Annotated in this window: 12 protein-coding genes and 1 tRNA gene; 10 read left to right on the top strand and 3 right to left on the bottom strand. The window is 63.5% G+C overall.

What is annotated here, in order from left to right; translation table 11 throughout:
• Positions 1-95: 95 nt before the first annotated feature.
• The 4 genes from gltB to BAUR9175_RS00385 all read left to right on the top strand — a co-directional run bounded on the left by gltB (position 96) and on the right by BAUR9175_RS00385 (position 9,509).
• On the top strand, positions 96-4,784 hold the full coding sequence (gene gltB, locus BAUR9175_RS00400) for a glutamate synthase large subunit (RefSeq protein WP_009881396.1): 4,689 nt from the start codon (positions 96-98) through the stop codon (positions 4,782-4,784).
• Complete coding sequence (locus tag BAUR9175_RS00395; protein WP_009881395.1) at positions 4,777-6,240, top strand: glutamate synthase subunit beta; 1,464 nt, start codon at positions 4,777-4,779, stop codon at positions 6,238-6,240. The genes gltB and BAUR9175_RS00395 overlap by 8 nt, the downstream gene beginning before the upstream one ends.
• 116 nt (positions 6,241-6,356) lie before the next feature.
• Entirely contained in the window at positions 6,357-7,904 is a 1,548-nt protein-coding gene (gene pyk, locus BAUR9175_RS00390) for a pyruvate kinase (RefSeq protein ID WP_101582627.1), read from the top strand.
• 192 nt (positions 7,905-8,096) lie between these two features.
• The gene (locus tag BAUR9175_RS00385) at positions 8,097-9,509 is read left to right on the top strand and encodes a dicarboxylate/amino acid:cation symporter (protein ID WP_096158770.1); all 1,413 of its coding nucleotides are present in this window, start codon (positions 8,097-8,099) and stop codon (positions 9,507-9,509) included.
• Between the two features lie 141 nt (positions 9,510-9,650).
• Here BAUR9175_RS00385 and BAUR9175_RS00380 read toward each other — a convergent pair.
• Positions 9,651-9,732, bottom strand: a tRNA-Leu gene (locus tag BAUR9175_RS00380).
• Positions 9,733-9,929: 197 nt separating this feature from the next.
• Here BAUR9175_RS00380 and BAUR9175_RS00375 point away from each other — a divergent pair.
• On the top strand, positions 9,930-10,550 hold the full coding sequence (locus BAUR9175_RS00375; protein ID WP_050773324.1) for an ANTAR domain-containing response regulator: 621 nt from the start codon (positions 9,930-9,932) through the stop codon (positions 10,548-10,550).
• Positions 10,551-10,655: 105 nt separating this feature from the next.
• Here the strand turns inward: BAUR9175_RS00375 and BAUR9175_RS00370 are convergent, their stop codons facing one another.
• Entirely contained in the window at positions 10,656-11,114 is a 459-nt protein-coding gene (locus tag BAUR9175_RS00370) for a PaaI family thioesterase (RefSeq protein ID WP_009881391.1), read from the bottom strand.
• Positions 11,115-11,155: 41 nt separating this feature from the next.
• Here BAUR9175_RS00370 and polA point away from each other — a divergent pair, with 41 nt between their 5' ends.
• Complete coding sequence (gene polA, locus BAUR9175_RS00365; protein WP_009881390.1) at positions 11,156-13,822, top strand: DNA polymerase I; 2,667 nt, start codon at positions 11,156-11,158, stop codon at positions 13,820-13,822.
• Between the two features lie 8 nt (positions 13,823-13,830).
• Here polA and BAUR9175_RS00360 read toward each other — a convergent pair whose 3' ends face one another.
• Positions 13,831-14,670, bottom strand: a complete 840-nt coding sequence (locus tag BAUR9175_RS00360; protein WP_009881388.1) for a class I SAM-dependent methyltransferase — start codon at positions 14,668-14,670, stop codon at positions 13,831-13,833.
• A 204-nt stretch (positions 14,671-14,874) separates the two neighbouring features.
• Here BAUR9175_RS00360 and rpsA point away from each other — a divergent pair, with 204 nt between their 5' ends.
• The 4 genes from rpsA (at position 14,875) to uvrB (ending at position 21,616) form a co-directional block, all read left to right on the top strand.
• Positions 14,875-16,362 (top strand): 30S ribosomal protein S1, encoded by a 1,488-nt coding sequence (rpsA, locus tag BAUR9175_RS00355; protein ID WP_069600240.1) that lies wholly within the window; start codon positions 14,875-14,877, stop codon positions 16,360-16,362.
• 46 nt (positions 16,363-16,408) lie between these two features.
• Positions 16,409-18,229 (top strand): hypothetical protein, encoded by a 1,821-nt coding sequence (locus tag BAUR9175_RS00350; protein WP_101582625.1) that lies wholly within the window; start codon positions 16,409-16,411, stop codon positions 18,227-18,229.
• Between the two features lie 28 nt (positions 18,230-18,257).
• Positions 18,258-19,418: a dephospho-CoA kinase gene (coaE, locus tag BAUR9175_RS00345; protein WP_101582624.1), complete on the top strand. Its 1,161-nt coding sequence runs from the start codon at positions 18,258-18,260 to the stop codon at positions 19,416-19,418.
• Between the two features lie 65 nt (positions 19,419-19,483).
• Positions 19,484-21,616 (top strand): excinuclease ABC subunit UvrB, encoded by a 2,133-nt coding sequence (uvrB, locus tag BAUR9175_RS00340; protein WP_101582622.1) that lies wholly within the window; start codon positions 19,484-19,486, stop codon positions 21,614-21,616.
• Positions 21,617-21,626: the final 10 nt, after the last annotated feature.

Genomic DNA, 21,626 nt, shown 5'->3' with positions numbered 1-21,626 from the left:
TCTATGTCCAAGGACGATCTTCGAAGGGCATGTTTTCAGTCAGCTAGGGACAGCGCCGTCTTTAACGATCATTACTAGACCCCGTAAAGGCAGCGATGCACAGTGAACACCAGACGAACCCGAAATCTTCGCACCACCCAGTCCGCGACGGGCTCTACGATCCGGCACTCGAACATGATGCCTGCGGCCTCGCGCTCATCGTCCGCTACCGCGGCAACCCCGACCATGAGGTCGTCGATCAGGCCCTGACGGCCCTGCGCAAGCTCGAACACCGCGGCGGAATCGGCTCCGATGAGGGCACCGGCGACGGAGCGGGCATCACCCTCCAGGTTCCGCACGACTACTTCGCCGAGGTGCTCGCCGGAGACGGCGTCGAACTTCCCGCACCGGGATCCTACGCAGTGGGCATCGGATTCTTCGCTCAGAACTACAACGACGACCTGGTTCCGGCCGGAGACATCCTCGGCCGCGACAACGACGCAGTTGAGGCTCCCGCGGATGCCGATCAGGACGAACTGGTGGCGCGTCTGGCGGGTGAAGAGGGTCTGAGCGTCCTCGCCTTCCGCGATGTGCCCCATGATGAGAGCGTGCTCGGCGATATCGCGCTGACGACGATGCCGCGGATGCGTCAGGTCTTCTTCACGCTCGCACCGGACTACCCGGCCAGGGACGATCAGGACCTCACCCGCCGCGCCTACATCCTGCGCAAGCGACTCGATCACGAGGGGCTCTACTTCCCTTCGCTCTCACCTGCGACGATCACCTACAAGGGCATGCTCTCGACGGGCCAGCTCTCATCGTTCTACACGGAACTCAACGATGAGCGCGTGACCTCGCGGATCGCTCTCGTCCACTCTCGTTTCTCGACGAACACCTTCCCTTCCTGGCAGCTGGCCCAGCCGTTCGGCACGATCGCCCACAACGGCGAGATCAACACGGTGCGCGGCAACCGCAACTGGATGCAGGCGCGAGAATCGATGCTGGCCTCCGACCTCCTCGAGTCTCCTGTGCCTGAGACCTCACGCAGCCTCGATCGACTGTGTCCGATCGTGCCCTCGGGTGCGTCCGACTCGGCATCGTTCAACGCGGTGCTCGAACTCATGGTCGCCTCGGGCAGGTCGCTGCCGCAGGCGATGCTGATGATGATCCCCGAAGCCTGGGAGAACAACCCCGGCATGGGCGAATCACGCAAGGCCTTCTACGAGTACCACTCGCTGCTCATGGAGCCGTGGGATGGTCCGGCCTGCGTCGCCTTCACCGACGGAAAGCTCGCTGGCGCTGTCCTCGACCGCAACGGCCTACGCCCTGCCCGCTACGTCATGACCTCGGATACCGTCGTGCTCGCCAGCGAGATCGGCGTCGTCGACCTTCCCGAGGCGGAGATCGTGTCCCGCGGCCGACTCACTCCGGGACGTATGTTCCTCGTCGACATCGAGTCAGAGCGGATCATCTCCGACACCGAGATCAAGAACCAGCTCGCCACCCAGCATCCGTATGAGGAATGGGTCGCCGACTGCTCCAAGCGTCTCGACGAGCTGCCGACACGGGTCCACGTCACCCACCCTCAGGCCTCCGTGCGACGCCGCCAGCGCACCTTCGGCTACACCGAGGAGGAGCTGCGGGTCCTCATCGCCCCGATGGCCGAAACCGGAGCGGAACCGCTCGGAGCCATGGGCACCGATACGGCCGTCGCGGCTCTCAGCCAGCGTCCCCGGCTGCTCTTCGACTACTTCCATCAGAACTTCGCGCAGGTGACGAACCCGCCGCTGGACTCGATCCGCGAGGACATCGTGACCAGCATGTCCTCGGGCATCGGTCGCGAGGGAAACCTGCTGGAGTTCTCACAGCCGGACTCAGCACACATTCTGCTCGACCAGCCTGTCATCGACAACGACGAGCTCACGGCGATCGCCCACATTCAGGGCCGCCACCTCGGCGTCGATGATCCTCGCCCCAGCGTCATCCTGTCCGGCCTCTACTCGGTCAACGCCGGACCAGAGGCCATGAAGCACCGTCTCGCGGCTCTCTGCGAGGAGGCGGATGCGGCAGTCGAAGCAGGCGCCGTCTTCATCATCCTCAGCGACCGTGACTCGACCGCTGATCTGGCGCCGATTCCCTCGCTTCTGCTCACCTCAGCGCTCCACCACCATCTGGTGCGGCAGCGGTCGCGGACTCGGGTATCGATCATCGTCGAAGCCGGTGACGTCCGCGAGGTCCACCATGTGGCTACGCTCGTGTCCTTCGGCGCTTCGGCTGTCAACCCCTACCTCGTCATGGAGACGGCGGAAGCCCTGGTGCGCTCCGACAGGATCCGCGGAATCAGCGAGTCCGCCGCCGTCGCCAATGTGCTTACGGCGCTGAATAAGGGCCTGTTGAAGATCATGTCGAAGATGGGCATCTCGACCGTGCAGTCCTATCACGGTGCGCAGACGTTTGAAGCCCTCGGGCTGGCTGATGCCTTCGTCGACGAGTACTTCACTTCGACTCCGCATCAGCTCGGCGGCAAGGGGATCGTCGAGATCACCGCAGAGTCGAGCGCACGGCACGCCGATGCCTACCGCGACGACCATCCGCGCCCTTCCCACCGCAACCTGCTGGTCGGTGGCGAATACCAGTGGCGCAGAGAAGGTCCCGAACACCTCTTCAACCCGGAGACCATCTTCAAGCTCCAGCACTCGACGGCTACTGGTCGCTTCGACATCTTCGGCGAGTACACGAAGGCCATCGATGAGCAGTCGCGGGAGCTGATGACGCTGCGTGGACTCTTCGATCTCGTTCCCACCGAATCGGGCCCGATCGACATCTCAGAGGTCGAGCCGGCCTCCGAGATCATGAAGCGCTTCTCCACCGGTGCGATGAGCTACGGCTCGCTGTCCCAGGAAGCGCACGAGACCCTGGCCATCGCCATGAACCGGATCGGCGGCAAGTCGAACACCGGTGAGGGCGGGGAGGATACTGAGCGTCTCGTCGATCCCGAGCGTCGCTCGGCGATCAAGCAGATCGCCAGCGGTCGCTTCGGCGTCACGAGCCACTACCTCACCGAGGCCGATGATCTCCAGATCAAGATGGCCCAGGGAGCCAAGCCCGGAGAGGGCGGCCAGCTTCCGGGCACCAAGGTCTACCCGTGGATCGCGCAGACCCGCCACGCCACCCCAGGCGTCGGCCTCATCTCGCCTCCGCCGCACCACGACATCTACTCGATCGAGGACCTCGCACAGCTCATCCACGACCTCGGTCGTGCCAACGCCAAGGCGCGAGTCCACGTCAAGCTGGTCTCGGCCATCGGTGTGGGAACGGTCGCCGCGGGCGTCGCGAAGGCAGGAGCCGATGTCGTCCTCATCTCCGGCCATGACGGAGGAACGGGCGCCAGTCCGCTCAATTCGCTCAAGCACGCAGGCACACCCTGGGAGCTCGGCCTCGCCGAGGCTCAGCAGACCCTCGTCCTCAACGGCCTTCGCGAGAAGGTCAGCGTGCAGGTCGACGGTCAGCTGAAGACCGGCCGCGATGTCATCATCGCTGCCCTGCTCGGCGGTGAGGAGTTCGGCTTCGCCACGACGGCTCTTGTGGTCTCCGGCTGCATCATGATGCGTGTCTGCCACAAGGACACCTGCCCCGTGGGCGTGGCCACTCAGAACCCGAAGCTGCGCGAGCGCTTCCACGGTCAGGCCGATCACGTCGTCAACTTCTTCACCTTCATCGCCGAGGAGGTCCGCGGGTATCTCGCGGCACTGGGCCTGCGTTCCCTCGACGAGGCGATCGGCGCTGTCGAACGCCTGCGCGTCGATGAGGAGCGGGCAGCCGCCTCGGGCCTCGACCTCGATCTGGAGTCGATCCTCAAGGTTCCCGCCGATGTCCACGGCCGCACCGATGTGGAGCGCAAATGCTCCACCGGCGTCGACCGCGACTTCGCCGAGGAGCTCGACCTGCGCCTGCTCGCTCAGGCACGGGAGGCCATCACGTCGGGGAACGAGCTCACCATCACCTCGGCGATCGAGAACACCGACCGCAGCGTTGGCACCCTGCTCGGCCACCACGTCACGCTCGAGCATGCAGATGCAGGACTGCCTGAGCACACGATCCGGCTCGATCTCCACGGCACCGCCGGCCAGTCGCTCGGTGCCTACCTGCCGCGCGGCGTGAGCATCGACCTGCACGGCGATGCCAACGACTACGTCGGCAAGGGTCTCTCAGGCGGCACCATCAGCGTGGCGCCGCACCCGGAGAACCCGACCCGGCCTGAGTACAACGTCATCGCCGGCAACGTCCTCGGCTACGGGGCGACGGCAGGCAAGCTGTTCGTCTCCGGCCAGGTGGGGGAGCGCTTCATGGTGCGCAACTCCGGCGCCGAGGCGGTCGTCGAGGGCATCGGCGACCACGGGCTTGAGTACATGACCGGCGGCATCGCCGTCATCCTCGGGTCCACCGGCCGCAACTTCGCCGCGGGAATGTCGGGAGGCACCGCCTACGTCCTCGACTTCAACCCGGCCAGGCTCAATCCGAAGGAACGTGCAGCGGGTATCTTCCGCTTCACGGGAGTCGGCGTCGACGATATGGCTGTGCTCCAGCGACTGCTGGACGAACACGTTCAGTGGACAGGGTCGCCGTTGGCCTCCCAGCTCCTCGACGGGCTCCGCCGCGGAGAGGACGTCCTCTCGCGCTTCACGAAGATCATTCCCGTCACCTATGCACGGGTCAAGGACATCCAGGACGAGTTCGCCGCCGCAGGTCAGCCTGCCGATTCGGACGCCGCCTGGCACAAGATTCTGGAGGCCACCAATGGCTGATCCGCACGGATTCCTCACCATCGAAAATCGGGAGACGCCTCGCCGTCGGCCCGTGCCCATCCGCCTCATGGACTACCGTGAAGTCTACGAAGCGGGCGACCCCGAACAGCTGCGCAGGCAGGCCTCGCGATGCATGGACTGCGGCGTGCCCTTCTGCCATCAGGGATGCCCGTTGGGCAACCTGATTCCCGAGTTCAACGATGCGATGTACCGGGGCGAGCTGCCGCGGGCCGTCGAACTCCTGCATGCCACGAACAACTTCCCGGAGTTCACCGGCAGGGCCTGCCCGGCGCCGTGTGAGAACGCGTGCGTCCTCGGCATCAACCAGCCAGCGGTGACGATCAAGCAGGTCGAGGTCACCATCGTCGACCAGGGATTCGCAGCCGGACTCATCCAGCCGGCGATTCCCGACCGGATCACCGGACACACGGTGGCCGTCATCGGCTCGGGTCCGACCGGGCTCGCCGCAGCCCAGCAGCTGACCCGCGCCGGTCACACCGTCGTCGTCCATGAACGTGACGACCGCCTCGGCGGCCTGCTGCGCTACGGAATCCCGGACTTCAAGCTCGAGAAGCACCACATCGATCGCCGCATCGATCAGATGCGGGCCGAAGGCACGCGGTTCAAGACCTCGGTCGAGATCGGCGTCGACATCACCCTCGACGATCTGCGGTCGAGCTTCGACGCGGTCATCGTCTGCACCGGTGCCACCGTGCCCCGCGACATGGCGATCGGCGGGCGCGAGCTCGACGGCGTCGAGTTCGCGATGGACTACCTCGTGCCCTCGAACCGGTCCCAGGCCGGTGAGCGTCCGGGCGGCGACGCGATCGTCGACGCACAGTTCGATGCGCGGGACAAGAACGTGATCATCATCGGCGGCGGAGACACCGGAGCCGACTGCCTCGGCACCGCTCTGCGGCAGAAGGCCGCCTCGGTGACGACCCTGGCGATCGGCGCTCAGCCGCCAGAAGAGCGCAGCGAGATGGACCCGTGGCCGACGGTGCCCCGCGTCTTCGAAGTCCAGTCCTCACACGAGGAGGGTGGTACGCGCCAGTATTTGGCATCGACGACGGGATTCGTCGGCGATGAGACCGGTCGGGTGACGGGCATCGAGGTCGCCAAGACGCAGTTCGTCGACGGTCGTCGCGTCCCGACCCCGGGAACAGAGCATCGGCTCGACGCCGATCTCATCCTGCTGGCGCTCGGCTTCTCAGGGCCGGAGTCGGAGTCCCTGGCTCTCGAGGTGGCCGCGAACGGTGCATTCGACCGTGACGCGTCCTATCAGGGGTCTCAGCCAGGCGTCTTCATCGCCGGAGATGCCGGGCGCGGACAGTCGCTCATCGTCTGGGCGATCGCGGAGGGCCGCTCCGTGGCCGCTGAGGTCGATCGCTTCCTCACCGGGTCGACGAGGCTGCCAGCACCGGTCGGACCACAGGACACGAGTTTTAAATGCTAAGATGATTCGTGTCATTAAATGAGAAGACCGCACATTGTGGTGCGTGATCTTTCAACGACGAGCAGACGTGACGGGCGGGTCGAACCGCCCGTCACGATGCAGGTAGGGTGGTGTACATGAGGCGTGCAAAGATAGTCGCAACATTAGGTCCGAATCAGAATTCCTATGAAGAGATCCGCGCACTCGTAGACGAGGGCGTCGATGTAGCCAGGTTCAATCTCAGCCATGGCAACCGCGAAGAGCACGAAGAGAAGTTCGCCTGGGTCCGCCAGGCCGCACTCGATACCGGACGCGCAGTAGCCGTGCTGCTCGACCTCCAGGGCCCCAAGATCAGGGTGGGCAATTTCGCCAACGGCAAGGAAGAGCTCGTCGAGGGCGCAACGTTCACCATCACCAACCGCGATGTCGACGGCACCGCCGAGGTGGTGAGCACGACTCTGTCGACGCTGCCCGGGGATGTCTCCGTAGGCGATCCACTGCTCATCGACGACGGGCGCCTGCGCCTGCGGGCCACCGAGGTCACCGATACCGACGTCGTCACCGAGGTGGAGATCGGCGGAACGATCTCCAACCACAAGGGCATCAACCTGCCCGGCGTTCCGGTATCCGTCCCAGCTTTGTCGGAGAAGGACATCGAGGACCTCAAATGGGGTCTCAGCCTCGGGTTCGACTGGGTGGCGCTGTCCTTCGTGCGCAGCCCCGAAGACATGGACGATGTCAAAGCAGTCATGGACGAGGTCGGCATCACCGCCCCCGTCATCGCCAAGCTTGAGAAGCCACAGGCCGTGGAGCAGCTCGACGCCGTCATCGACGCCTTCGACGGAATCATGGTCGCCCGCGGCGACCTCGGCGGGGAACTGCCGCTCGAGCAGGTCCCCATCGTGCAGAAGCGCGCGGTCGAGATCGCACGTCAGCAGGCCAAGCCGGTCATCGTGGCCACGCAGATGCTCGAGACCATGATCGATGCGGCCAGGCCGACGCGCGCCGAGGCCAGCGACTGTGCCAATGCCGTCCTCGACGGCGCCGATGCCCTCATGCTCTCCGGTGAAACCTCTGTCGGTGATTACTGGGTCGAAGCGATCCGGACCATGAGCCGGATCATCGAATCAACCGAGGAACACGGCATGGAGCGGATTCCTCAGCTGGGCACCGTTCCCCACACCAAGGGTGGTGCCGTCACCGCAGCGGCCGTTCAGATCGCCGAGCAGCTTGATATCGATCTGCTCTGCACGTTCTCGCAGACGGGTGACTCCGTCCGCCGGATGTCGCGGCTGCGTCCGGCCTGGCCGATCCTCGGCTTCACTCCTGATCCACAGGTGCGCCACCAGCTGGCGCTGACCTGGGGCGTGCGTCCCTATCTCGTGAAGACCGTGCGTCATACGGACCAGATGGCCAGGCAGGTCGATGCTGTGCTGCTGGCCGACGGAACCGCGCGCGAGGGAGATCAGAGCATCCTCGTTGCCGGGTCCCCTCCCGGAATTCCCGGCTCGACCAACGCTCTGCGCATCCACACGATGGGTGATGCGGCCAAGGGCGTTGCCGCGGCGTACGAAGACTCCTCGGACAACGAGGAGGATCCGTTGGCCGGATACGGCATCGTGTCCGAGTCGCCGATCACTCGTGAGGTGCCGATCGTCAAAGAGAGCGGCACACCCAGGCACTGAGGCGTCGACAACGGCGGCCACCCCGAGTCGGGGTGGCCGCCGTTGTCATGTGCCCAGGCAGGCGAAGAGCCAGTGAGATGCACTTCACTCGAACTTGCGGAATTTCCGAGATTGCTCAACAGTTGTGCTGTGGGTGAACGGCTCGTGAGATGAGCCTTGCCCGGAAACCAACAGACGAAGAAGAGGAATGGCATGAGATTGCCCAAATGGAGCCGATCATTCGGGGTGCAGGTCACCATAGCCCTGATTGCGGGCGTGATCCTCGGACTGATTGCCCGCTCCTGGGGGCCGGTCAGCGAAGACCAGGATAACTGGCTCGGAACGACCCTGGACACCATCGGATCCTCCTATGTGACCCTCCTCAAGGCAGCTGTCGTGCCGCTCGTGATCACCGCGATCATTGCCAGCATCGGCAATCTGCGCAAGGTCACCAACGCGGCCAGACTCGCCGTCTCCACGCTCCTGTGGTTCGCATTCACGGCGCTCATCGCCGTTCTCATCGGACTCATCCTCGGCGTCGTGATTCAGCCGGGCATGCACGCTGACGCCACATCGTTGAGCGGTTCGGCCCCCGATTCGGAAGGCAGCTGGATCGGATTCCTCACCGGACTCGTACCCGTCAACTTCCTCGGGCTCGAGGTCGGCACCTCCGCCGATGAGGCCGGCGGATTGGTCTCCGAGGTCGACTTCAACATCCTTCAGCTCATCATCGTCTCCGGCGCGATCGGCATCGCCGCGGTCAAGGTCGGCAAGGCCGCTGAACCCTTCCTCCAGTTCACCGAGGCGGCACTGGCCGTCGTGCAGAAGGTTGTGTGGTGGATCGTGCGCATCGCACCGATCGGCACCCTTGGCCTCATCGGCAATGCCGTGAACTCCTACGGCTGGTCGACCATGGGTTCCCTGCTGTGGTTCGTCGTCGCGGTCTACGTGGGGCTGGCGATCGTATTCTTCGTCGTCTACCCGACTCTGGCCAAGCTCAACGGTCTCTCCGTTCGCCAGTACTTCTCTGGTGTGTGGCCGGCCGCGCAGATGGGCTTCGTCTCCCGGTCATCGATCGGCACTATGCCGGTGACCCAGAAGGTCGCCACCGACAACTTCGGTGTTCCCCAGAGCTACGCGGCCTTCGCGGTGCCCTTCGGTGCGACCACGAAGATGGACGGCTGTGCTGCGATCTACCCCGCGATCGCCGCCGTGTTCGTGGCTCAGTTCTTCGGAATCGATCTCACGATCGTCCAGTACTTCCTCATCGTCTTCGTCTCGGTCATCGGTTCGGCGGCAACGGCAGGAACGACCGGTGCCACGGTCATGCTGACTCTGACGCTGTCCACGCTCGGTCTGCCGCTCGAAGGTGTGGGACTGCTGCTGGCGATCGAACCGATCGTCGACATGGGGCGCACGGCTCTCAACGTCTCCGGACAGGCACTCATCCCGGCGATCGTCGCGAAGCGCCACGGCATCCTCGATGAGGTGCGCTATGATTCCGATCGCATCGACGGCTATGTGCCAGTCGATGAGGATGCGGACGAGAGCGTTCTTGCCGGCAGCAGCGCCGAAGGTTCCGACGAGGCTGAACTCGAACAGCCGTCGGGCGGGACTCGAGCCTGAGCGGCTTCGACGCCTGCTGGCCCTGAGCGCCGAGCACTGATGCACAAGACCCCCGAACCTGAGTTCGGGGGTCTTGTGCATCTGAGCGCTGATTCATCTGCGCACTGAATCTCAGAACAAACTGAGACTTGGAGCTATTTGTACCGGATGTGGGACTCGAACCCACACGTCTCTCGACAATGCATTTTGAGTGCACCGCGTCTACCGATTCCGCCAATCCGGCTGGGCCGCGGATGGAATCCGCGACAGGGACGAGTTTACGACAGCTTTTATGTGATTGCACAATCGGTGCCGAGGCTCGGTGCTGCCGCCGTTTCCAGTTCCTGTTCGGTGGCGACGATCACACGGGTGGCTACCATCACAGAAGAAACTTGGGTACCGATGTCGGTGCACGGATGAGGCCTGGTTTAGACTGGTGCCGTGCTTTCAAACAGCGAACAACCAACTTCAGATGAGTCCGTGCCGGTTCGCCGCGTCGTAGTGGCGGAAGACGAGGCCGTGATTCGTCTCGATATCGTCGAGATGCTGCGCGAGGTCGGATACGACGTCGTCGGCGAAGCCGCAGACGGCGAATCCGCTATCCGCCTGGCCGAAGAGCTGCGCCCAGATCTCGTCGTGATGGACATCAAGATGCCCATCCTCGACGGAATCTCCGCAGCGGAGAGGATCGCCAAGGCGCGCATCGCCCCGGTGGTCCTGCTCACCGCCTTCTCGCAGAAGGAGCTCGTCGAGCGAGCTCGCGATGCCGGAGCAATGGCCTACGTGGTCAAGCCCTTCACGGCCGCGGACCTCATCCCAGCCCTCGAGATCGCCCTGTCGCGTCACGCGGAGATCAGCTCCCTGGAGAGTGAGATCTCCGACCTGACCGAACGCTTCGAGACCCGCAAGGTCGTCGAACGCGCCAAGAGCCTGCTCCAGACCTCGATGGGTCTCAACGAGCCCGAGGCCTTCCGGTGGATCCAGAAGACCTCGATGGACCGCCGCCTGACCATGCGTGAGGTTGCCGATACCGTTCTCAAGCAGATCGGCTCCAGCAAGTAGCTCACACCCCACCCGAACACATACTGAGGCCGGCGAATCCGATGAGGATTCGCCGGCCTCCTTCATTCAGCGGTGACAGCCTGTCGGCCGGTCACCGGCCGCTGCTCACTTGGGTTCGGTCTTGAGGATCATGTTCGTGATCCGCACGATCGAGAGAAGCCGGCCGGCGGCATCGGTCATCTTCACCTCATGGGACACGATCGTACGTCCCTGGTGGAGCACCTCGGCGCGGCCGGTCACCGTACCGTCTCGAGCCGCGCGCAGATGCGTGGCGTTGAGGTCGACTCCGACCACGTTCTTGCCACCGGAGATGAGGAACGAGTGCATCGAGGCCAGGGACTCGGCCAGCACGACATGACCGCCGCCGTGGAAGAGGCCCATCGGCTGAGTGTTGTCCGTCACCGGCACCGCTCCCGTGACATGGTCATGGCTGAGTTCTGTGAACTCGATGCCCATCTTCGCGGCGAGGGCACCGACCGCTTCTGGACTGTTGAGCTGGCCGAGCATCTCCCGACACTGATCTTCAGTGGTGTGAGCGCTCAGCGATGCGGTCGGAATGAACATCGTTCTCCTTCATGTCAGTTTTGAACGATAGGCTATGTCATGTGACTCAAGTAAACGAATCCCTCCTGCTCATCGATGGACACTCTCTGGCCTACCGGGCATTCCACGCCCTTCCGGTGGAGAACTTCTCCACCAGCACCGGCCAGTCGACGAACGCCATCTACGGCTTCATCTCGATGCTCATCAATGTCCTCAGGGACGAGTCACCCAGCCACGTGGCCGTGGCCTTCGACCTGGGGCGACAGACCTTCCGCCTCGAGGAGTACCCCGAATACAAGGCAGGACGAGCCAAAACGCCGCCGGAGTTCCACCCGCAGATCGATCTGATCAAGGACATCGTGGTGGCCATGGGCATCACAGTGGTGACCAAAGAGGGCTTCGAAGCAGACGATGCGCTGGCGACCATGGCGCGTATGGGCACCGAAGCCGGTGCGCAGGTCGAGGTGATGAGCGGGGACAAGGACTCCTTCCAGCTCTCCAACGACTCCGTGACGATCCTCTACCCCAAACGCGGAGTCAGCGACCTCAATCGCATGACCCCGGCAGCGATCGAAGAGAAATACGCGGTCACGCCCGTGAACTACCGTGGGCTCGCGGCCCTGGTGGGGGAGAAGGCCGACAATCTTCCCGGCGTCCCCGGGGTCGGTGACAAGACCGCAGCGAAGTGGTTGGCCGCCTACGGTGATCTGCCGGGTGTGCTGGAGAACGCGGACGCGATCAAAGGCAAGGTCGGGGAGAAGCTGCGCGACCACATTTCTGAGGTCGAACGCAATTTCCGACTCAACCGCCTCCTCGACGATGTCGACCTGGGCCTGACCTATGCCGATCTCAAATGGGGAGAGGGCGACCCGAGCGAGCTCTCGAGCCTGTTCGACCAACTCGAATTCCAGGCCCTCGGCAAACGACTGAGTGCGATCTTCGGCGAAGAGGCCGTCCCAGAGGAGGCTTCGGGTCCCGCCCGCGAGGTCTCCGTTGAGACCCTCGACGTGCCCGCACTTCTGGAGAAGATGGCGGACTCCGATGTGCTCGCCCTCGATTCCGATGCGCGGTACGAACTCGGACACGGTGACGTGCGGATCCTTGCCGTGTCCGGTGCGCCCGACGAGGCCTGGGTCGTCGACCTCGCCGAGGCGGGGGAAGCCGATGTCTCGAAACTGAGCTCGGCGCTGCGGTCGAAGACCCTCATCCTGCACAGTTCGAAGACACAGATCAAGGCCTGGCGTTCACTGGGCCTGGACGTCGACGACGTTGCCGGTGACACGGCCCTGGCTGCCTACCTGCTGGTGCCCGATCAGCGCAGCTACGAACTGCAGCAGATCGCACTCGAACGCGCCGGGATAGAACTCAGCGATGCCGAGTCCGACAGCGGGCAGCTGGCACTTGACCTCGAATCCGATCAAACCGCTCAGACCCACGGGCACAGGGCGGCCGCGCTGCTCGAGGTCCATGACATTCTGGCGGCGAAGATCGACGAAGCCAATATGAGCCAGGTCTATCGCGATATCGAACTGCCGTTGGTGCCTGTGCTGGCCAGAATGGAACTGGCCGGCATCGCCGTCGACGAGGCAGGACTGTCCGGACTCATCGACGAATTCACGAAGCAGGCCAACGCGAGCGCAGAACTCGCCTATGAGGCGATCGGCCATGAGGTCAACCTCGGGTCGCCGAAGCAGCTGCAGACCGTGCTCTTCGACGAGCTCGACATGCCCAAGACCAAGCGCACGAAGACCGGGTACACCACCGACGCCGAGGCGTTGGCGGAGCTGTTCATCAAGACCGAGCACCCGTTCCTGCAGCACCTGCTGGCCTACCGTGACTCCACGAAGCTCAAGCAGACCGTCGTCGGACTTCTCAAAACCGTGGCCGAGGACGGACGCATCCACACCACCTACCAGCAGACCGTCGCTGCGACAGGGCGGCTGTCCTCACTCGACCCGAACCTGCAGAACATTCCGGTGCGCACCGAATCGGGGCGACGGATCCGCGAGATCTTCATCGCCGACCCACACGTCGACGACGCTCGACTGCTCACGGCTGACTACTCGCAGATCGAAATGCGCATCATGGCCCACCTCTCTGGCGACGCCGCACTGATCCAGGCATTCAAGGACGGCGAGGACCTGCACTCCTACGTCGGGTCTAAGGTCTTCGGCGTCGGCATCGACGAGGTCGACTCGGCGATGCGTTCGAAGGTCAAGGCCATGTCCTACGGTCTGGTCTACGGACTCTCCGCCTATGGTCTCTCCCGCCAGCTGGCCATCGGCGTCGACGAGGCGAAGAATCTCATGGAGCAGTACTTCGAACGCTTCGGAGCAGTCAAGGACTACCTCGACGAGATCGTCGAACAGGCACGCGCCAACGGCTACACCGAGACCATCATGGGTCGCAGGCGCTACCTGCCGGCACTGCACAGCGACCGGCGACAGCTGCGGGACATGGCCGAACGCGCTGCGCTCAACGCCCCGATCCAGGGATCTGCCGCGGACATCATGAAGATCGCCATGCTCAAGGTCAGCGACCGCCTCGGTGATCACAAGTCAACGGTCCTGTTGCAGGTCCATGACGAGATCATCGTCGACGTCCACCCCGAGGAGATCGACTCTGTCACGCAGATCGTCACCGAGGAGATGGGCTCAGCCTTCGAACTCGACGTGCCGCTCGACGTCAACGTCGGCACCGGAACCTCCTGGCACGACGCAGCGCACTGAGCCCGGAGTCAGTCCTTGTTGAGCGTGGTGGAGAAGATGACGGTGCCGGGCATGAGGGAGCCGCGCAGCGGAGACCAGCCGCCCCAGGCCGTCTGATTGGACTCCGGCCATTCCGGCTCGGTCACCGAATCGATCGTGAAGCCGGCCGTGACCAGCAGATTCACCCAATCTCCCATCGTGCGATGGTGCTCGGCGTAGACGGGCTGTCCATCGGAGGAGATCTCGACGTAGGGGGTGCGGTCGAAGTAGGAGTATTCGACCGTCAGGCCCGCTTCACCGGGCACATCGGGGAACATCCACCGCATCGGATGGGTCGTTGAGAACGCCCACCGTCCACCGGGGCGGACCACACGTGCGACCTCGGACAGAACCACCTCGGCGTCCTTGACGAAGGGAAGGGCACCGTAGGAGGAGAACGCGACATCGAAGCTGTTCGAAGCGAACGGCAGTTCTCGGGCATCAGCGTGGAGGAACGTCGGGGGAGTGGCGTCCTCGCTGAGGGGATGCTCTCGCTGCAGGCGAGAAGCCTGCTCGAGCATGCCGGCGGAGACGTCTACGCCCGTGGCGATGGCACCTTCTTCGGCCAACCAGCGCGAGCACTGACCGGCACCGCAGCCGACCTCGAGGATCTGGCGTCGGCGCACATCGCCGAGCAGATTCACATCGGATTCGTGAATTCCCTCGGGACACCACATGAACTCCGAGGCGCCCAGGAAACTGCCGTGTTCGGCGAGGTACTCCTCGGCGGAATTGTCCCAATACCCTCTGTTGGCGCGTACTGAGGCCTCTTCATCGATGGGCAGATAGCCACCGCTGATGACCTCGGCTTGATAACTTCCGTCGCTCATCATTCCTCCGTGGCGATCGCCATGTTTCTTTTCCGACTTCGGCGTGCATTCACGCCATGGATGATGCTAGTATTGACAACCGTATGCGCGTATGCATACATGTCCAAAATCGTAATCGAGACCGGATCCAGTTCTCGGGCTGTTTCACAGCATCGCCTCAGAGTATCGGATCTGGACCATAATTCCATCGGAGTCCCAACCTATATGACCACCACCACGCCGGAATCGGTGCAGCCGAAGCAGGTCGCTGTCAACGACATCGGAACCGCTGAGGACTTTCTCGCCGCAGTCGACGAAACGATCAAGTACTTCAACGATGGCGACATCGTTGAGGGCACCGTCGTCAAGGTCGATCGCGACGAAGTGCTCGTCGACATCGGATACAAGACGGAAGGCGTCGTCCTTTCGCGAGAACTCTCCATCAAGCATGATGTCGATCCCGGCGAAGTCGTCGAGGTCGGGGACGAAATCGAAGCCCTCGTTCTTCAGAAGGAAGACAAAGAAGGCCGACTCATGTTGTCCAAGAAGCGCGCTCAGTACGAGCGTGCCTGGGGCGACATCGAAAAGATCAAGGAAGACGACGGTGTTGTCACCGGTACGGTCATCGAGGTTGTCAAGGGCGGCCTGATCGTCGACATCGGACTGCGCGGCTTCCTGCCCGCTTCCCTCGTCGAGATGCGTCGCGTCCGCGACCTTGCTCCTTACATCGGCCAGCAGGTCGAAGCCAAGATCATCGAACTGGACAAGAACCGCAACAACGTCGTTCTGTCCCGTCGCGCATGGCTCGAGCAGACCCAGTCCGCTGTCCGCCACGACTTCCTGCAGACCCTGCAGAAGGGCCAGGTCCGTCCCGGCGTCGTTTCCTCGATCGTCAACTTCGGTGCATTCGTCGACCTCGGTGGTGTCGATGGACTCGTACACGTGTCTGAACTGTCTTGGAAGCACATCGATCACCCAGGCGAGGTCGTCACCGTTGGTGACGAGGTCACCGTTGAGGTGCTCGACGTCGACATGGATCGCGAACGCGTCTCCCTGTCGCTCAAGGCGACTCAGGAAGACCCATGGCAGCACTTCGCTCGCACCCACGTCATCGGCCAGATCGTTCCCGGCAAGGTCACCAAGCTGGTTCCGTTCGGTGCGTTCGTGCGCGTCGAAGACGGCATCGAAGGCCTCGTCCACATCTCCGAACTCGCAGTTCGCCACGTGGACCTGCCAGAACAGGTCGTCTCCGTTGACGAGACCATCTACGTCAAGGTCATCGACATCGACCTCGAACGTCGCCGCATCTCGCTGTCGCTGAAGCAGGCGAACGAAGGCGTCGACCCAGAGGCCGACGAATTCCTCGACCCTGCCCTCTACGGCATGCCGCAGGAATACGACGAAGACGGCAACTACAAGTACCCAGAAGGCTTCGATCCCGAGACCAACGAGTGGATGGAAGGCTTCGATTCACAGCGCGAGGTCTGGGAGCAGCAGTACGCTGCCGCTCAGGAACGCTGGGAAGAGCACAAGAAGCAGGTCGCCAAGGCGATCGCTGCGGATGCCGAAGCCGGCTCCGAAGAAGCAGGCAGCGCTCCTGCCGAAGCTGCTCCAGCCACCGGATCGTTCTCCTCGGAAGAGGCAGGCGACGAAGGAACACTGGCCAGCGACGAAGCTCTCGCAGCTCTGCGTGAGAAGCTTGCAGGCAGCTGATAACAGCACTCACAAGGGCTCCCGGTCGATTGATCGGGAGCCCTTTGTGTTTGCTCCCACTCTGCGACAGCGGGCTCGTCCCTGGCTGTGGTACGCGCTTCTGCTGACCGTTGTCAGCATCTGTGTGTTCGGGCAGGTCGCTGCCGATCCCGGTGGGCAGGTCGTCGCAAGCAATGACGACTCATCGCTGTTCATCTGGTGGCTCGGACATGCGGCCGAGCTGCTCGGCTCACAGCTCGGCTTGGGAAACGACGCAGCTCAGGGCGGAACCGCGGACGGCTACCTCTACACGGAGGCGATGAACACTCTCCACGGGGGAGTCAACGGCGCTTGGAACACCTCCCTGGCCGGACTGGGGCTGATCTTAGCGCCCATCACCTGGGCAGCGGGACCCGTCGTCAGCTACAACCTGCTCATCATCTCCATCCCTGTCCTCGTGAGTCTGGCGACCGCGGCGCTGTTCTCACGGTTCCTCACCCACGTCCCCGCCTTCGTCGCGGCCGGCGGTGTCGGCTTCTCCAGCTACGTCATCGCACAGGCCTCCGGCCATCCCAACCTCGCCTTCGGCGTCGCCCCGCCACTGGTGGCGCTGATCATCATCAAACTGGTCCTGCGGGCTCCGCAGACGGGCTTCGCCAGCCGTGAGTTCTGGGCGCTGAGCCTCGGACTCGGCGCCGTCCTCGGCTTCCAGTTCTACGTCTCCACCGAGGTGCTCGCCGGAACCTTCATCGCGGCACTGTGTCTGCTCATCTCCATCGCCGTCTTCGGCCGAAGAGCGTGGACCCTGGCCGGTTGGCTGCGGTTAGGGCTTGGTGGTGTGATCGGCTCTGCCCTTGCACTGCTGCTCGCGATTCCCCTGCTGCTGACCATGCGCGGCCCGAACGCCCCCACAGGCGCAATCAGACCCCATGGGGTGTGGAACACCGACCTGCTCGACCCCATCATCCCCGCAGGCCCGACGCTGCTCGGGTCCGGATCATCGCCGATCCCGCGCGTCATGGACATCGATTCCGCCGAGCTCGGAGCCTATGTCGGCATTCCCGCGCTCATCGCCGCCGTCATCATCGTCATCTGCCTGATCCGCAGTCGAAGGTATAAGACGATCCTGGCCATCGCCTCGGCGACGGGGTTCCTGGTCTTCGTCCTTTCACTGGGCTCACCCGTCCTCCTCAACGGGACGGTCGTATCCGGGGTCGGTCCCTTCGCGCTGATCGAAGCGATCCCCGTGCTCAACAACATTCTGCCCATGCGCCTGGTCCTGCATTCGACGATCGCCCTGTTCGCGATCCTCGGCTGCGGGCTGCAATGGGCCCTGGAGAATATCCGAAGGCGCCGAGCCCAGGCGCTGCTGGGACTGCTCGTCATCTCCGCGGTGGTCGTGGTCCCCGGGGTGCAGACCTCGCGAGAGGTCTACATGCCGGACTTCTACACCGAGTCCATCACCGAGGTGGTCCCCGCCGGGTCCGTGGTCAAGACCGTGCCGCGCCCCCTGGCCTGGGCCGAACCGCATGCCGATGAGGCCATGGTGTGGCAGGCCGTGAGCGGCTTTCACTACCGGGAGACCGGCGGGTACTTCATCGGCTCGAGCCCGGAGTCGGACGTCACCTATGCGGCCCCCGAAGACGCTCTCGACGAGGTCCTCTCCGACACGGTCTTCGCCGGCGCACCATTCCCCGACCCCGACAGCGCCGAAGTCCGTGCCGCCGTCGACGAGCTGCGCGCCTCGGGAGTCGACTATGTGATACTCGCCCCTGATGCCCCACTGCTGCCCGGCGAACCCGGTGACTACGAAGACTTCCTCAACTCGAGCCTCGGCGAGCCGATGTTCGATTACGAGGGTGTTCTCGTCTACCCACTGAATCGCTAGCGCCGGGTCATATCGCTAGGCTGAAGGCATGTTGAAAATAGGTCTCACCGGCGGCATCGGTGCCGGGAAGTCAACCGTCTCCGAGATCCTCGCCGACCATGGCGCGGCCATCATCGACGCCGACAAGATCGCGCGTGAAGTCGTCGCACCGGGAGAGCCGCTGCTGGCTCAGCTCGCCCAGCGGTTCGGTGAGGACGTCATCGCCGACGATGGGGGACTCGACCGAGCTCAGCTGGCGGCCGCGGCCTTCGGGGACGAAGAGTCGACCGCGGCACTCAACGCCCTCATGCATCCGGCCATCCGCGATCGCACGATCGCACACTTCGCCGAACATGCCGACGCCGAGGTGGTCGTCCACGATGTCCCCCTTCTCGTCGAGAACGGGATGACCCCGTCCTACCACCTCAACCTCCTCGTCGATGTGCCAGCCGAACTTCGACTGCAGCGGCTGATGAGCGCCCGAGGCATGGACCGCGCCGATGCCCAGTCACGCATCGCCCGCCAGGCCACCGATGAACAGCGCTACGCGGTCTGCGACGTCATCATCGACAACGCAGGAGAGGTCAGCGACACCCGGGACACCGTCGCCCGGCTGGTCGAAGACCGGATCCTCCCGTTTGCGGCCAATCTGGCCAAACGGAAACTTGCCCAGCGCGGACCGGCCGAACTCGTCGAGCCCGTTGGCCACGACTGGTCGCTGCAGGCACAGCGGATCATCGCCAAACTCCACCACGGTCTCGGCGATCATTTCCGCATCGATCACATCGGATCAACAGCGGTGCCCGATCTCGCCGCGAAGGACATCATCGATCTGCAGCTCCTCGTCTCCGATCTCGGCGTTGCACGTGATCTGTCCGACCGCTTGGCGGAGCTGGGATTTCCCGGCCAGGATGCGGTCGACAACCTCGGCGAGGGGCAGCAGGAGGCCAAACGATTTCACGCGAACACGGACCCGGGCCAGGCAGTCAACCTCCACGTCCGAACGACGGATTCCGTCGGCGCCGCCTTCGCACGGAAGTTCGTTGAGCTCCTGAGCAGCGACGAGAGCGAACGACGCAGGTATGAGCAGCTGAAACGAGCTCTGGCCCACGAACATGCCGATCATGGAGACTCCCACGGCTATGCGGAGGCGAAGGAACCCTACTTCCTGGCGATGCGCCGACAGCTCGTCCCAGCCAGCTTCGACTGAACAGCGCACACCGGAGTCTCGTCCCAACAATTCACTGTGTCATGGGCGGGGGCTAGGGTTGGACCATGAGCACAGAACGTCCCCTTCCAGCCATCGGCCACCGGCCTGATGTCACGCGCACAGTCGCCCCGTTCGAAGTCGTGTCCGAATACTCCCCATCCGGTGATCAGCCCACGGCGATCACCGAGATCTCCGAACGCCTCGATCAGGGGGAGCGGGACATTGTTCTCCTGGGTGCCACCGGTACAGGCAAGTCCGCGACCACAGCCTGGCTGATCGAACAGGTGCAGCGCCCGACGCTGATCATGGCGCCGAACAAGACCCTGGCCGCGCAGCTGGCCAACGAGTTCCGACAGCTGCTGCCCAACAACGCCGTTGAGTACTTCGTCTCCTACTACGACTACTACCAGCCTGAAGCCTACGTTCCTCAGACCGACACCTTCATCGAGAAGGACTCCTCGGTCAACGACGAGGTCGAGCGGCTGCGCCACTCCGCAACGAACTCCCTGCTGACTCGGCGTGACGTCGTCGTGGTCTCGACCGTGTCCTGCATCTATGGTCTGGGCACACCGGAGGAATATGTCGACCGGATGGTGACGCTGCAGAGAGGCGAGCAGTGTGACCGTGACGAACTGCTCAAACGCTTCGTGTCGATGCAGTACGCACGCAACGATATGGCGTTCACTCGCGGAACCTTCCGGGTCAGGGGCGATACGGTCGAGATCATCCCGCAGTATGAGGAGCTGGCCCTGCGCATCGAGTTCTTCGGCGATGAGATCGAATCCCTGCAGACGCTGCACCCGCTGACCGGTGAGATCGTCCGTGAGGAGGAGACCATCCACGTCTTCCCCGCCTCGCACTATGTCGCCGGTGAGAATCGGATGGGTCGGGCCGTCAGTGAGATCGAGGACGAGCTGCAGAAGCGGCTGAGCGAATTCGAATCACAGAACAAGCTCCTCGAGGCACAGCGCCTGAAGATGCGCACCACCTACGACCTCGAGATGATGGAGTCCATGGGCTTCACCTCCGGCATTGAGAACTACTCCCGCCACATCGACGGACGCCCCGCCGGATCGGCACCGAACTGTCTGCTCGACTACTTCCCCGAAGACTTCCTCCTCGTCGTCGACGAGTCCCATGTGACGGTGCCCCAGATCGGCGGCATGTACGAGGGCGACATGTCGCGCAAACGCACCTTGGTCGAACACGGTTTCCGCCTGCCCAGTGCGATGGACAACCGTCCCCTGAAATTCGACGAGTTCCGTGAACGCATCGGGCAGGCCGTGTATCTGTCCGCGACCCCGGGCAATTTCGAACTGGGCAACGCGAACGGCTATGTCCAGCAGATCATCCGACCCACAGGCCTGGTCGATCCGGAGATCGTCGTCAAACCAACGAAGGGACAGATCGACGATCTGCTCGACGAGATCAGAACCCGCGTCGATGCCCAGGAGAGAGTCCTAGTCACCACGTTGACGAAGAAGATGGCCGAGGACCTCACGGACTATCTCCTCGAACACGATGTGCGCGTTCAGTACCTTCACTCCGACGTCGACACTCTGCGCCGAGTCGAACTCCTGACCGAGCTGCGGGCCGGAGAGTTCGACGTGCTCGTGGGCATCAACCTTCTGCGTGAGGGTCTCGACCTGCCCGAAGTCTCCCTGGTGGCCATCCTCGACGCCGACAAGGAAGGCTTCCTGCGTTCGGCGACTTCGCTGATTCAGACGATTGGTCGCGCGGCTCGAAATATCAACGGCCAGGTGCATATGTACGCCGACACGATCACCCGGTCGATGCGAGAGGCCATCGACGAGACTGATCGCCGACGCGAAATACAGGTTGCTCACAATAAGGAACACGGCATCGACCCCATGCCGCTGGTCAAGAAGATCGCGGACATCACCGAACGCCTGCAGCGCGAGGACGCAGACACGCGTGAGCTCCTCACCGAATTCGACTACGGCAAGGGCAAACGCGGATACAACTCGACGCTGACCGATGAACAGCGCCAGGCCGCAGGAAAGTCGGGATCGCTGCGCCCACCTGCTGCTGACCTGACCGAACTCATCGAGTCCCTGACCTCGCAGATGCACACAGCCGCAGCGGAGCTCCAGTTCGAGCTCGCCGCACGGCTGAGAGACGAACTCTCGGATCTCAAGCAGGAGCTGCGGCAGATGAAGCAGGCCGGGCACGCCTGATTCGACCCGC

The organism is Brevibacterium aurantiacum (assembly GCF_900169065.1).
Lineage (GTDB): Bacteria > Actinomycetota > Actinomycetes > Actinomycetales > Brevibacteriaceae > Brevibacterium > Brevibacterium aurantiacum.
Note: the sequence above shows the minus strand (reverse complement) of the source record. Positions and strands in the feature narration are given on the sequence as shown.